The organism is Shewanella aestuarii (assembly GCF_014647215.1).
Classification (GTDB): Bacteria; Pseudomonadota; Gammaproteobacteria; order Enterobacterales; family Shewanellaceae; genus Shewanella; species Shewanella aestuarii.
In genome coordinates, this window is sequence record NZ_BMOT01000006.1 from 91555 (window position 1) to 105445 (window position 13891).

The 13891-nt window shown below is 40.4% G+C and carries 15 protein-coding genes; 2 read left to right on the forward strand and 13 right to left on the reverse strand.

Annotated elements, in window-relative coordinates; genetic code table 11:
• Window positions 1-2: 2 nt before the first annotated feature.
• The 8 genes from era to rpoE all read right to left on the reverse strand — a co-directional run bounded on the left by era (window position 3) and on the right by rpoE (window position 7478).
• Window positions 3-1016 carry a GTPase Era gene (gene era, locus IEY03_RS10350; protein ID WP_188841292.1) on the reverse strand — a complete coding sequence of 338 codons (1014 nt, stop codon included), beginning with the start codon at window positions 1014-1016 and terminating at the stop codon, window positions 3-5.
• Window positions 1013-1693: a ribonuclease III gene (rnc, locus tag IEY03_RS10355; RefSeq protein WP_188841293.1), complete on the reverse strand. Its 681-nt coding sequence runs from the start codon at window positions 1691-1693 to the stop codon at window positions 1013-1015. Before rnc ends, era begins: the two co-directional genes overlap by 4 nt.
• Window positions 1693-2607: a signal peptidase I gene (gene lepB, locus IEY03_RS10360; RefSeq protein WP_188841294.1), complete on the reverse strand. Its 915-nt coding sequence runs from the start codon at window positions 2605-2607 to the stop codon at window positions 1693-1695. Before lepB ends, rnc begins: the two co-directional genes overlap by 1 nt.
• Before the next feature lie 175 nt (window positions 2608-2782).
• Entirely contained in the window at window positions 2783-4573 is a 1791-nt protein-coding gene (gene lepA, locus IEY03_RS10365) for a translation elongation factor 4 (RefSeq protein WP_188841295.1), read from the reverse strand.
• A 148-nt stretch (window positions 4574-4721) separates the two neighbouring features.
• A complete protein-coding gene (locus tag IEY03_RS10370) occupies window positions 4722-5237 on the reverse strand; it encodes a SoxR reducing system RseC family protein (RefSeq protein ID WP_188841297.1) in 516 nt (171 codons plus the stop codon).
• A gap of 35 nt (window positions 5238-5272) precedes the next feature.
• Window positions 5273-6202, reverse strand: coding sequence for a MucB/RseB C-terminal domain-containing protein (locus IEY03_RS10375; RefSeq protein ID WP_188841298.1), 930 nt, complete (start codon window positions 6200-6202; stop codon window positions 5273-5275).
• Window positions 6203-6265: 63 nt separating this feature from the next.
• Window positions 6266-6871, reverse strand: a complete 606-nt coding sequence (locus IEY03_RS10380; RefSeq protein ID WP_188841300.1) for a sigma-E factor negative regulatory protein — start codon at window positions 6869-6871, stop codon at window positions 6266-6268.
• A gap of 28 nt (window positions 6872-6899) precedes the next feature.
• Window positions 6900-7478 (reverse strand): RNA polymerase sigma factor RpoE, encoded by a 579-nt coding sequence (rpoE, locus tag IEY03_RS10385; protein WP_188841302.1) that lies wholly within the window; start codon window positions 7476-7478, stop codon window positions 6900-6902.
• A 232-nt stretch (window positions 7479-7710) separates the two neighbouring features.
• Here rpoE and nadB point away from each other — a divergent pair, with 232 nt between their 5' ends.
• Window positions 7711-9318 (forward strand): L-aspartate oxidase, encoded by a 1608-nt coding sequence (gene nadB / locus IEY03_RS10390; protein ID WP_188841304.1) that lies wholly within the window; start codon window positions 7711-7713, stop codon window positions 9316-9318.
• 22 nt (window positions 9319-9340) lie between these two features.
• On the opposite strand, the gene IEY03_RS17155 is transcribed toward nadB, so the two are convergent.
• The 5 genes from IEY03_RS17155 to nhaA all read right to left on the reverse strand — a co-directional run bounded on the left by IEY03_RS17155 (window position 9341) and on the right by nhaA (window position 12689).
• Complete coding sequence (locus tag IEY03_RS17155) at window positions 9341-9784, reverse strand: protein YgfX (RefSeq protein WP_373290860.1); 444 nt, start codon at window positions 9782-9784, stop codon at window positions 9341-9343.
• Complete coding sequence (locus IEY03_RS10395) at window positions 9765-10013, reverse strand: FAD assembly factor SdhE (RefSeq protein WP_188841307.1); 249 nt, start codon at window positions 10011-10013, stop codon at window positions 9765-9767. The genes IEY03_RS17155 and IEY03_RS10395 overlap by 20 nt, the downstream gene beginning before the upstream one ends.
• Before the next feature lie 37 nt (window positions 10014-10050).
• A complete protein-coding gene (gene nhaR, locus IEY03_RS10400; protein WP_188841309.1) occupies window positions 10051-10983 on the reverse strand; it encodes a transcriptional activator NhaR in 933 nt (310 codons plus the stop codon).
• A gap of 147 nt (window positions 10984-11130) precedes the next feature.
• Window positions 11131-11517 (reverse strand): hypothetical protein, encoded by a 387-nt coding sequence (locus IEY03_RS10405; RefSeq protein ID WP_188841311.1) that lies wholly within the window; start codon window positions 11515-11517, stop codon window positions 11131-11133.
• Window positions 11517-12689, reverse strand: coding sequence for a Na+/H+ antiporter NhaA (nhaA, locus tag IEY03_RS10410; protein WP_188841313.1), 1173 nt, complete (start codon window positions 12687-12689; stop codon window positions 11517-11519). Before nhaA ends, IEY03_RS10405 begins: the two co-directional genes overlap by 1 nt.
• Before the next feature lie 345 nt (window positions 12690-13034).
• Between nhaA and IEY03_RS10415 the strand changes: the two genes are divergently transcribed.
• Entirely contained in the window at window positions 13035-13886 is an 852-nt protein-coding gene (locus IEY03_RS10415; protein WP_188841315.1) for a thymidylate synthase, read from the forward strand.
• The last annotated feature ends 5 nt before the right edge of the window (window positions 13887-13891 follow it).

The following is a 13891-nucleotide window of genomic DNA, read 5'->3' on the forward strand; positions in this document are numbered from 1 at the left end:
GGTTAATCTTCACCATAACCTAAGCTACGAAGCGCGCGTTCATCATCAGCCCAACCCGACTTTACTTTAACCCATATTTCAAGAAACACTTTGTTATCAAATAAAGTTTCCATATCTAATCGGGCTTGAGTAGCGATAGTACGAATACGTTCACCTTTATTGCCAATGACCATACGTTTCTGGCCATCACGTTCAACTAAAATCAGTGCATTAATTTGATAAACGCCATTGTCCATCATTTTAAATTGTTCAATTTCAACGGTGCAATCGTAAGGTAATTCATCACCTAAAAAGCGCATTAATTTTTCACGGACAATTTCAGAAGCCATAAAACGTTGCGATCTATCGGTGACATAATCTTCAGGAAAATAAAACGGCGCTTTAGGTAATGACGTTTGCGCCAACTCTAAAATACGCTGCACGTTAGTGCCTTTATTCGCTGAAATAGGCAAAATATCATCAAAATCAAACTTCTTACCCAATTCATTTAAGTAAGGGAACAAAGCCTCTTTATCTTTGATGTTATCCACTTTATTAATTGCTAGCACAATTTTACGGTCATCGTTTCGATGCTTAATTTTTTGTAAAACCATTTCATCGTCAGCGGTCCAGGTCATTCCATCAACAACAAAAATCACCATAGACACATCCGCTAATGAACTGGCAGCTGCACGGTTCATCAATCGGTTAATGGCACGCTTTTCTTCAATATGTAAACCTGGCGTATCAATAAAAACGATTTGTTTAGGGCAATCGCTATGAATACCCATAATACGATGGCGTGTTGTTTGTGGCTTTTTAGAAGTAATACTGACTTTTTGGCCAAGTAATTTATTCAGTAAAGTCGACTTGCCCACATTGGGACGGCCAACAATGGCAACCATGCCGCAATAAGTCACATCATATTGAGCTGTTGCCTCGGGTGCGGCAAGGTTCATTCTTGACAATAACTCATTTAAGCTTGGCTCTTTTTCTGCCTGTGTTTGTTGATCTGGCAAGTCGTTTTTCTTGGTCATTTGTTCAGTAACTCCAACACCTGAGCAGCCGCTAGCTGCTCAGCTTTTCTTCTTGAACTTGCTACGCCAATAACGACATCAGCTAAATCCGTAATACGACACTCAACCGTAAAGGTTTGATCGTGTGCTTCACCTTCAACTTTCACCACTTGATAATCAGGTAATGGCTTTTTAAAACCTTGAAGATGCTCTTGTAAAATTGTCTTAGGATCTTTTTGATTAATACCTGGCTTAATTTTAGCTAAACGTTGCTCATACCAATTCAATAATAATGTACGGCAGGCATCAATATTGGCATCGAGATAAACAGCACCAATTATGGCTTCAACTGCATCAGCCAAAATAGATTCACGTCTAAAACCACCACTTTTCAGTTCACCAGGGCCTAAAAACAGGTAATCACCTAGCTTAAACTCTTTGGCAATCAAGGTCAGCGTATCGCCTTTCACTAAGGTTGCGCGCATACGGCTTAAATCACCTTCCGTAGCCTTAGGAAATTGATGATATAACGCGTCAGATATCACAATCGATAAAATCGAATCACCTAAAAACTCTAAACGTTCGTTATGTTTATTCGCGGCACTGCGGTGAGTCAAGGCTTGAATGAGTAAGTTAATGTCGTTAAATTCATAACCTAAAGTACGACACAGCCTAGGCAAGTTTTTAATCGGTTCCATTACTTAATTCCACCCGTGCGCTCGAAACGAACTCCGCTTGGTATCCATGTAGGTAAAAACCCGCTTGGTTCACGGTCAAACTCAAAGCTGATCCAAATAGCTACAGCTTTTCCAACAAGATTAGCTTCTGGCACAAAGCCCCAAAAACGACTATCGGTACTGTTATCACGGTTATCACCCATAGCAAAATATTGCCCTTCAGGCACAATAAATTCACCGTTTTGAGTTCCCGCTTGTTGATAAAAATGCTGTCTAAAATCAGGGCGTGATGGATTGATTAATATATCGTGCGCGAAACCAGATATTGTTTCAGTATAGCGAGTTAATGGTACATTTTCTTGGCTGAACTCACCTTGGTTAAGCTCAACATGTTCAATAACCAATGGCTCAGGACACACGTTATCAGTGCTACATTTAGGCTGAATAGTCAATTGCTTGTTACGGTATATTACCGAGTCTCCCGGCAATCCGACTACACGTTTTATATAATCAATTGCAGGGTTTTCTGGGTATTTAAATACAAACACATCTCCACGTTCAGGCTCACCAGTTTCCACTAATTTGGTGCGCCAGACAGGATCGCGTAAACCATAACTGAATTTTTCAACCAAGATAAAATCACCAACGAGTAATGTTGGCATCATAGACCCTGATGGTATTTGAAATGGTTCGTAAATAAATGAACGTAGAATCATCACAAATGCAATCACAGGAAAAATTGAGTGTGCGGTTTCAACTATCATGGGTTCACGAACAATTTTATCAATCGCTTCGTCAGTCAGTTGTTTTGAACCCGATTGCGCTAAAGCCAATTTCTCTTTGCGTTTGGGCGCAAAAAATACCACGTCAATAAGCCAAATCAACCCGCTGATAAGGGTGACTAGTACAAGAATGGTAGAAAAGTGAGCTGCCATTGCTGATAGAACTCCTAATATAAGTCTTACACTTTAAAGGTTATTATCTAGACAAACAGTGTAAGCCATTTTTGATGACTAATTACTGACAAATTTTTGCAGATAAATTAGATTTATTATAACGATAACGCCGCTAAATGCGGCGTTATCTTAGAAGCAATTGGGTTAATTATGATTAATCATTCAACTTCAATACTGCTAAGAATGCCTCTTGAGGCACCTCAACGTTACCCACTTGCTTCATACGTTTTTTACCTTCTTTCTGCTTATTAAGCAGTTTCTTCTTACGCGACACGTCACCACCATAACATTTAGCTGTTACGTCTTTACGTAGTGCTTTAATCGTTGAACGCGCAACAATTTGACTGCCTATCGCGGCTTGAATAGCGATATCAAACATCTGTCTTGGAATAAGCTCTTTCATCTTTTCAACAAGCGCTAAACCACGATGGCGGATATTACTGCGGTGAATAATCATCGCTAACGCATCAACGCGATCGCCATTGATAAGAATATCTAAACGCACCATATCTGCAGGGTCAAAACGAATGAAGTTATATTCCAATGATGCATAGCCACGACTCGTTGACTTCAAGCGGTCAAAGAAATCCATGACGACTTCAGCCATGGGTAAGTGGTAGGTCACAGCAACTTGGTTACCGTGATAAACCATATTTGTTTGCATGCCACGCTTATCAATACACAAGGTAATCACGTTACCTAAATATTCTTTTGGCACTAAAATATTGGCTTCAACAATCGGTTCACGTACTTCTTCAATATTGTTCAGAGGTGGAAGATCTGATGGATTATCAACATAAATAACCTCACCATTGGTCATTTCTACTTCGTAAACTACCGTTGGCGCTGTCGTAATCAAATCAAGATTATATTCGCGCTCTAAACGCTCTTGCACGATTTCCATGTGCAATAAGCCAAGATAACCAATACGGAAACCAAAACCCAGTGCACCTGATGTTTCTGGTTCGAAAAATAGTGAGGCATCATTTAATGATAATTTGTTCAATGCTTCACGGAAGTTTTCATATTCGTCAGTCGAAATAGGGAAAACACCCGCATAAACCTGAGGCTTCACTTTTTTAAACCCTGGAAGCGGTTTATCTGCGCCATGTTTAGCATGAGTTAATGTATCACCTACCGGCGCACCATGGATCTCTTTAATACCAGAGATAACATAACCCACTTCACCAGCACGAAGTTCAGGCTCATCGTTTTCTTTAGGAGTGAAAATACCTACGCGATCGGCGTTGTAGTTTTGTCCAGTGGACATCACTTTAAACTTGTCGCCTTTTTTCAGTACACCATGCTTAATACGCACTAATGAGACAACACCTAAGTAGGCATCAAACCAAGAATCAATAATTAATGCTTGTAATGGCGCACTTTCATCGCCTTCTGGTGGCGGAATTTTAGCAACAATTTCTTCAAGTACATCTTCAATACCTACGCCAGTTTTAGCTGAGCATCGCACAGCGTCCATAGCATCAATACCTACAATATCCTCAATCTCAGCTGCCACTCTATCGGGCTCAGCTTGAGGTAAATCGATTTTGTTTAACACTGGAACCACGTCAAGATTCATATCTAATGCGGTATAACAGTTTGCCAACGTTTGCGCTTCAACACCTTGACCAGCATCTACCACTAACAATGCGCCTTCACAGGCGGCTAGTGAGCGAGACACTTCGTATGAAAAGTCTACGTGCCCTGGGGTGTCAATGAAGTTTAATTGATAGGTATTTCCATCTTTAGCTTTATAGTCCAAAGTTACGCTTTGGGCTTTAATGGTAATGCCACGCTCACGTTCAATGTCCATTGAATCGAGAACCTGAGCTGCCATCTCGCGGTCACTTAAGCCGCCACAAAACTGGATAAGACGATCCGATAAGGTGGATTTGCCGTGGTCGATATGGGCAATAATTGAAAAGTTTCTAATGTGTTTCATTATGAGGCAATGACTACTACTAAAAAGGGTGAAAAATATGGTGTGAAATTGTACCTGATTAGGGTGCTAATACCAATCAGATTCATCATCCATGTCTAAATCAAGCCTAAAATTGTCTAAAAACAAAGGCTCAATTTAATTGAAATGACTAAACTTGACGGAATAAATCGACCTGTTGGCCTAAATTACTGATGATAACGGGTTGTGCGTTGGCTTCAATCTTATGTGCAAAATATTTACCTATTCGCCAACTAAACGCAGCACCCAACAAGGCAAACGTCATAGCGCTAAGATTAGTATCAAGTTCTAGGCCTAGCGCTAATAAATGCCCTATGCCTGCAAATAAAAACAATCCTAACAAAGGCAGCAGATAAACCAAGGCTGCAGCTTGAATAATCACGCTTTCAGGGAGCCCCAACTTCAACATATCGTTTTTTGTGTATGCTTGTTCACTGGCAATAGCAAATCGTTGGGTTTTTACCGAAAAGGCTTTAGCCACAGCAGATGTGCCACAATTATCATTATTAGCACAATGATTACAGGCGCTTTTTAATTCAACCTCTACCATCACCCAACCTTTTTGGTAATCAACAACTTTAGCCAACTCCTCTAGTAAAGGACTTGGCTTAAGTTCGCTATCAACGGGTGTGGGTCGATTAGGCATATCTATTTGCTTATGGTTAAAGGGCAATTAAAGTACTATTTTAACGCTAAACTTCTGGCAATGCGCTCTAAAGTTTGACTTGGTACTTTACCCAATGCAACCACTTCAGCATTACCTACTTTTTCAACCACCATAGATAAACCATTCCGGGTCACTAACTCTTCAGGCATTGGCCCCTCTGGAGCTCTAGCGACGTAAACTGAAATATTCGCTAAACCATCGGTTAACGCAATATATTCAACCGGTTCATGAATACCAATTAAACGATGGTTATCGCTAACAATCATGTTAAAACCTTGCGGTAACCAGGTAAACTGCCAATCTTGTGCATCTTTACGATCGGCTTGTTTTATCACTTCAGGCCAATCATGCTTACTTGCTTCAACTAAAATACTTGGAGACTCATTAAATTCAATAAGCTCGATAACCATTGTCTGTTCGAGTAACTGCTTCTCACGATTAAGTGTGTCATATCGCAAAGGTAAATAGGTTTCTAAATCAAGCCAAATTTGAGCATCATAACGATATTCATCTTTAGCAATAAATCGAATCATTTGCCCCGCACGACCTGCAATACGACTCCGGCCTCCCAGCACAAATTGATAACCCTGCTCTAGCTTACTAATGTCACCATACAAAGATACTGGCCAAACACCTTGAATTAGGTTGGCGTTAACACTGTAAGGCGGTTGGTCATGCTCTAGAAAGGTAACGGTATTATTCACTTTGACCGCATTTTTGGGCGGGCCATTGAGATATTCTAAATAGGCTATTCGCTTATCATCTACCGAACCTTGTAAAAACACCAAAGGACGCACATGATCTGCTTGAATTTGAACAACTGAGGCTTTGAACTGTGTTTCGCTAAGGGCTTGACTCATATTGATAAGCCAATCTTTCGCTGACAATTCTTCACTATGACTAAAAGGGGAAATAATTAACAGTGCTAGCAGGAAAAGGCGCAAGCTAACTCCTAGGAAGTAAAACAGCAATGGCCCATTAAACCATTGCTGTATGAAGAATAAAAGTTATTGGTTGATTTCAGCTTGATTAGCTTGCTCAACTTGAACACCTGGGTTTAAGCGTTGTTGAAGCATGTGATCTTGAATATAAGCGTTAATACGTTTGCGCTGCTCAAGCACTTGCTCGTTTGTATAACCTTGTTGATTCGCAACTGGCCCAGTTTGTAGACTCACTGGAGACATAGTGCCCACTAGTGGACGAGTGTTAAACACTGGCAAAGGTGACTCGACATCTTGAGAATAATCGTAAGACTGCACACCAACAATTGCAACTAAAGCAACGCTTGCGGCAATGGCATACTGACCAAATTGCTTAAACAGTGACACAACATTCGATGTTTTAGGCGTGTTGGACACCACACCGTCATTCTGTACTACTTTGCTATTTTTAGGCGCCATAATGGTAGGCTCTAATTCAATAGCAGCAGCAATACTTGCTGTAATATCTAAGTCGATGGCCGCGGGGAGTTCACCACGCATGGTATCACCAATCATGTGATAACGTTGCCACTCTTGATGAGAATCAACATCAGATGCGAGTTGAGTTAATGTTTGCTCATCAACTTCGCCATCAACAGCTGCAGATACCCATTCTTGACTTGATTTAACCATTTTTCACCTATCTTAAATAATAAGACTATTACTTTTCCAGTAGAGGCTGGAGCTGTTTATCGATTGCTTCTCGAGCGCGAAATATTCGCGATCTTACCGTACCAACGGGACAATCCATGATATTGGCAATATCTTCGTAACTCATACCATCTAACTCGCGTAGTGATATCGCCATTTTTAATTCTTCAGGCAATTTATCAAGAGTATCAAAGATCACTTTACTCATTTGATCTTTCATCAATAAACGCTCTGGTGAAGCGAATTCCTTTAAAGCATCACTGCCCTCATAGTATTCAGCTTCTTCAATATCTACATCATTCGCAGGCGCTTTTCGCCCTTGAGAGGTAAGAAAATTCTTTGCCGTATTGACGGCTATTCGGTACAACCAAGTATAAAAAGCACTATCACCACGAAAATTAGCTAGTGCGCGGTAAGCTTTAATAAAAGCTTCTTGCGTTACATCTGCTACATCCGCTTGATTTCGAACATATCGTCCAATCAGGCTCATTACTTTGTTTTGGTATTTCATTACCAACAGGTTAAAAGCGTTTTTATCGCCTTGCTGTACACGCTCAACTAATTGTTGATCACTATATTGTCCACTCATCCGAGCCGACTACTCCTAAATCTGTATCACTGATATTCAGTCGCTCGAATCCTGTTCATATAAGTAGACTGAGCATTTCAATAAAAGTTCGATAAAATATAAAAAAAAATTCATTTTGTTGGCTTTATGCCAAATAAATACCAAATAGCACGAACAAAATATCGGCTTAATGTACCCAAGTATGGTGTTTTGATTTACCATTACTGAACCATTTCTTTACCCATGATACCCGATGACACAAGCAGTTGAATACCAATCTGACATTTTGGTAATAGGTAGCGGTGCGGCAGGGCTCACTTTAGCACTCCATTTGGCAGAAACATCTTCAGTTATTCTTCTTTCTAAAGGCCCTTTAGCTGAAGGCTCAACCCTTTATGCCCAAGGTGGCATAGCTTCCGTATTTGATGAAGGCGACACCATAGAATCCCATGTTAATGACACCCTAATAGCGGGTGCCGGATTGTGTGATAAAAACGTGGTCACTTTTACCGCTGAAAATGCCAAAGCGTCGATGCAGTGGCTGATAGATTGTGGTGTGGCTTTTGACAAAGAAGAAACATCTGACAATCAACAAGATGCACCTTATCACCTCACCCGCGAAGGCGGCCATAGTCATCGTCGTATTTTGCATGCTGCTGATGCTACAGGAAAAGCGGTACAAACCACATTGCAACAGCGCGCACTTAATCACCCTAACATTCGAGTGTTAGAGCGTTATAATGCGATTGATCTTATCACTTCTCGTAAACTTAACCGCCCTGGAAATCGTGTGCTTGGCGCTTATGTATGGAATCGAGACAAAGAACATGTAGAAACCATTACTGCCAAATTTGTTGCGCTGGCAACGGGAGGTTGCTCGAAGGTATATCAATATACTTCTAACCCAGATATTGCCAGTGGTGATGGTATTGCTATGGCGTGGCGTGCTGGTTGCCGCGTAGCTAATATGGAGTTTAATCAATTTCATCCGACCTGCTTATACCATGCTGATGCCAAAAACTTTTTATTGTCGGAAGCCTTAAGAGGAGAAGGTGCTTATCTACGCCGCCCTGATGGCAGTCGCTTTATGCCTGAATTTGATGAGCGAGCCGAATTAGCGCCTAGGGATATCGTCGCTCGGGCGATTGATTATGAAATGAAACGCTTAGGTTCAGATTGTGTTTATTTAGATATTAGCCATAAACCAGCAGATTTTATTATCAAACACTTTCCTACCATTTATCAGCGTTGCTTGGAGCTGGGAATTGATATGACTAAGTCCCCGATACCAGCGGTACCTGCTGCTCATTATACCTGTGGTGGTGTAATGACGGATTTACATGGGCAAACTGATTTAAATGGCTTATATGCCATAGGTGAAGTCGCTTATACCGGACTGCACGGCGCTAACCGTCTGGCTAGTAATTCTTTATTAGAATGTTTGGTATTTGCAAGGGCAGCATCGCAAGATATTGAAAGCCAATTACAAAAAATACAACTGCCTATGAATGTGCCAAGTTGGGACGAAAGCAAGGTCAGTAATTCGGATGAAGAAGTCGTCATCGCACATAACTGGCATGAGCTTAGATTGTTCATGTGGGATTATGTTGGCATAGTACGAACAGATAAGCGATTAGAGCGAGCTCTGCGGCGCTGCATGATGCTACAACAAGAGATCCAAGAGTATTACTCTAATTTCCGTGTAAGTAATAACTTATTGGAATTACGTAATCTTGTGCAAGTTGCCGAGCTGATTATCCGCTGCGCAATGGAACGGAAGGAAAGCAGAGGCTTACATTATAATATTGATTACCCTGCACTTCTTGAAAATTCAGGGCCAACTATTTTACAACCTACGTGAAGTATTTAGTTCGCGTGCAATGCTAGCAGGATTGCTTTGCTAGACGACACAAGGTTCGATACTGAGAGTCGTCTAGCATATCTGCCCATACACAACATATTTGTCGAGATTGGTCGTCAAACTCAAGGTATAACATGCAAAATAAAGGACAAATAAAAGCAGGTTTACCAAATCTAAACAACGCTTCTGTATCTAATCGACCGCCTGAAACACCATCTAACACAATCTGACAGTGCCAATTTTTTAGTCGGCGCAGTTGACCAATGAAGACCAGAACAACGCCCAAAATCAGCCCATAAAAACTCAACATCAACAATGTCGATTCAAGACTTGGCCAGGCAATAAAGCTTGTCAAAACTACAAAAAATATCAACCAATAACATAAGTACTGATGAAACGATGCCCTCAGCACAAACAGACTTGCGTGAGGGATATTCGGTGTTTGCTTATGGTGCTGGGCGCCCACGAACTTTTATCACCATTGCAGCTAATTCGGCATCTGGGCATTGCTCGTGCCCCATAAACCAAGCAAATAACTCAGGATCTTCACACTCTAATAAGCGAATAAATGTTTGCTTATCTTCATCAGGTAACTGCTGATAATGTGCCTCAACAAAGGGTTGAAACAATACATCTAGTTCAAGCATTCCGCGACGACAAGCCCAACGAACTCTCGCTATATTCATTAATTCCAACACGAACTCCTGCAAAAATGAGGATTAACCACCAAGGTTAATCTGCGCTTCCTAAACGATTATCAAAATCTTGTACTTGCTGATCTAATCCTAAAAATAAATCAGTAAAATCGGTTTCAAGTAAACTTTTTACTGCCGGATGTTGAATCATACGCTCAGCAAACATGACATGATATTCTTCTTTAATATCGGAGGTTTCACCTAATAAAACCATACCTTGCGAAAGTATATCATGACGATAAATAGACGGGGCAACAAAAATACCCCGTTTAAAATACCCGAAGGCTTTCATCATAGCAGCATCATCAAATTCACCTAAAACACTCACATTGAGGTTTTTTTCAGCGAACCAGCTATGCAGTTGTTGCCCAAGAGAAGTGCGGATCCCGGGGATCAATAATTTCTCTTGTTCCAAGCAAGCTGGAAATGGTGCATCGATAGGGTGAGCACAAAAAAAACTGACGCCACACTCACCTAATTTTTTGGATAAAATATCGCTATATTTTAATGATTCACCGGCACAATCCGATAAAATCATATCTAATTTATGTTCGCGTAAACGTGCTATTAAGCTTTCATGGGTTGATTCATAGCATGCTAAATGAATTGAGCCATCATGTGGAATAACAGTCAGCAATACCCGACTCGCAAGGGCCTTTGAGAGCGCATCAGCGATCCCAACCTCAAACAGAACCGAGGTGTCTTTTTGATAATTAAGCAAATCGAGCATTTCATAACTTAAATTAAACATTTTATCGGCATAGCGAAAAACGACTTCACCTAACTCGGTCGCCTCTAAATTACGCCCTACCCGCTTAAATAATGACCCTTTTAAACGGTTTTCTAATAAGCGCATCTGTCCTGTAATTGTTTGTGGTGTTAAACATAAGGCTTCGGCGGCTTTGGCCACTGAACCTTTGCGTTTAACCATCCAAAAATAGTAAAGATGATTGTAATTAAGATGTTGCATAACATACGCCTTGTAAAGAATACGCTTTAGTAAAAGGGTCAACTACAATTAGGTGTCTTAGAGGAATATCAACAAAGAGATAAAATGCCCTGACCTATAAAAAAATCGCCCACAAGCGTGAGCGATTTTAGATAAGTAAATAATAGACTACTGCTTACGACAATCCATCAGCGAGTTAATAACCGACTCAAGTTCATCACTATTTGAAACGTTATCCATTGCTACCTGCTCAGATAACGCATCCACAATGTCACTTTTAACAGGTACTTGGCTTGCGCAATATTTGCTATTGGCTTTTTGATAGCGCTTTCCAGCACGATACTTTAATGCCCGAGATTCATAGCTATTAGCTTCGACTTTCTTGGCTGGTACATCTTTACGGTACATTAAAGCCCCATCTACAACCCCCTCAAGATAGCTTGTGCAACTTGGGCTAGCTGAATCTTTTAAACACACATCAAATGCATTTGCAGAAACTGGGGAAGCAAATATCCCTAGGCTTGTTACTAAAACAACAACAGATAATGCTTTCATTATTTGGCTCCTTTTTTCGGTAACACTTTGTCTAACCAGAAGTACCCCAATAAAGCTGCAAGCAATGAACCAGTCAAAATGCCTAACCTTGCAAAATCACCAAACGCCGCTGGTGAGTTTTCAAATGCAAGTGAAGCAATGAAAACAGACATGGTAAAACCAACACCACACATAGCTGCCACCGGGGCAATATGTTTCCAACCAATACCCGGAGGTAATTCAGCCCATTTAAGTTTAACCGCAACAAAGCTAAATAGCAGAACACCAATAGGTTTACCTAACACTAAGCCTAAAATAATACCGATCGTAATAGGCTCTGCAAAAGAGGCGAAAGTCATATTAGTCAATGATAAACCTGCATTCGCAAATGCAAACACTGGCAAGATTAGGAACGTGCTCCAAGGATGTAAACTATGTTCTAGATGCTCAGACGGCGATGTGCCATCTTTAGCTCTTAGTGGGATACAGAATGCAATGATCACACCAGCCAATGTAGCATGTACACCCGACTTTAATACTGCAACCCAAAGCATAAATCCAAGAAGTCCGTATGGGGTTAATGACGTCACCCCTTTACGATTTAATACAACCATCAATGCTATTGCAATAGCAGCAACAATTAAACTCAACATCGATAAATCAGTACTATAAAACAGTGCAATGATAACAATGACACCTAAGTCATCGATTATCGCCAGCGCTAATAAAAACACCTTCAAAGCTACAGGCACTCGATTACCAAGCAACGCCATGATCCCGAGGGCAAATGCAATATCGGTTGCAGCAGGAATAGCCCAGCCCACTTGGGTAGCAGGATCTGAATAGTTAAACATCAAATAAAATAGCGCAGGGAATAACATCCCACCAATGGCCCCAAAAGTGGGTAACGATGCTTTTGCAACGGTAGATAAGGCACCTTCAAGCAACTCACGCTTAACTTCTAAGCCTATTAACAAGAAAAATAATGCCATTAAACCATCGTTAATCCATAACAATAGTGGCTTATCAATATCCAGTGCACCGACACGGACTTGTACTTCTGTATTTAAAAAACCTTCGTATAAACCAGATAGTGGTGAATTTGCTAAAATCATGGCCAAGGCGACAGAGATCATTAAGATGATCCCGCCAGCAGACTCTTGGCTCAGAAAATTTCTCAGTGCTTTTTCCATTTGTAACTCCTAAAAATCGATGCTTTGAGTCTATACCAGAACATTAAAACAAATATAATCGAATGTTTCGAGCTAATACATCGAAAAAACCGAGTTGAGTTCTCATTTATTGGTTTTTACTGAGTAAATGCCCCTAAAAAGCGCTATAAAGCAATAAATGTAATGTTTATATTCATTTCAAACACTTATCAGTTTGGTGATTAATACAACATAAATGTTAAAAAAATATTTTTCAATCAGTATTAAAATTAGCTTTGAAGTTCATTTTTACCCAAAGATTGGGTTTATGCCTTTACAACACAAAGGTATACTCACTCAATAACGTACAAAAAAATCAGGGACACCATGAAACAGTATTTGGACCTTTGCCAACGTATCGTCAATGAAGGCACTTGGATTAATAATGAACGGACCAATAAACGTTGTTTAACCGTCATTAATGCAGACCTGACGTATGATGTTGCCAATAATCAATTTCCTTTAGTAACCACACGAAAAAGCTTTTGGAAATCAGCAATTGCTGAAATTATCGGCTATATGCGAGGTTATCAAAGTGCTGCACAGTTTCGTGCTCTTGGCACCAAAACCTGGGATGCTAACGCGAACTTAAATGAAGCATGGTTAAAAAACCCAAATCGCAAAGGCGAAGATGATTTAGGGTTAATATATGGGGCTTTAGGACGCGCTTTTCCTAAACCCAATGGTGGTCATGTTGATTTATTGCAAGGTATTGTTGATGACCTTTCTAAAGGCATTGATAATCGTGGAGAAATTCTGACTTTTTTACACCCTGGCGCATTTGACTTAGGCTGCTTAAGACCGTGTATGTATGAACATCACTTTTCACTATTAGGTGACACCTTGTATCTAAACAGCACTCAACGCAGCTGTGATGTTCCACTTGGGTTAAACTTTAATATGGTACAAGTTTACGTATTATTGGCATTGATGGCGCAAATAACGGGTAAAAAGCCAGGCAAGGCCTATCACAAAATTGTTAACGCCCATATTTATGAAGATCAATTAGCGCCGATGCGTGATATACAACTCAAGCGTGAACCCTTTGCAGCCCCTCAGTTGATTATCAATCCAGATATTAAGAGCCTTAAAGATATTGAAACTTGGGTCACATTAGATGATTTTGAAGTGAAAGGTTATCAACACCATGATGCGATTCAATATCCTTTTGCGGTTTAAAATTT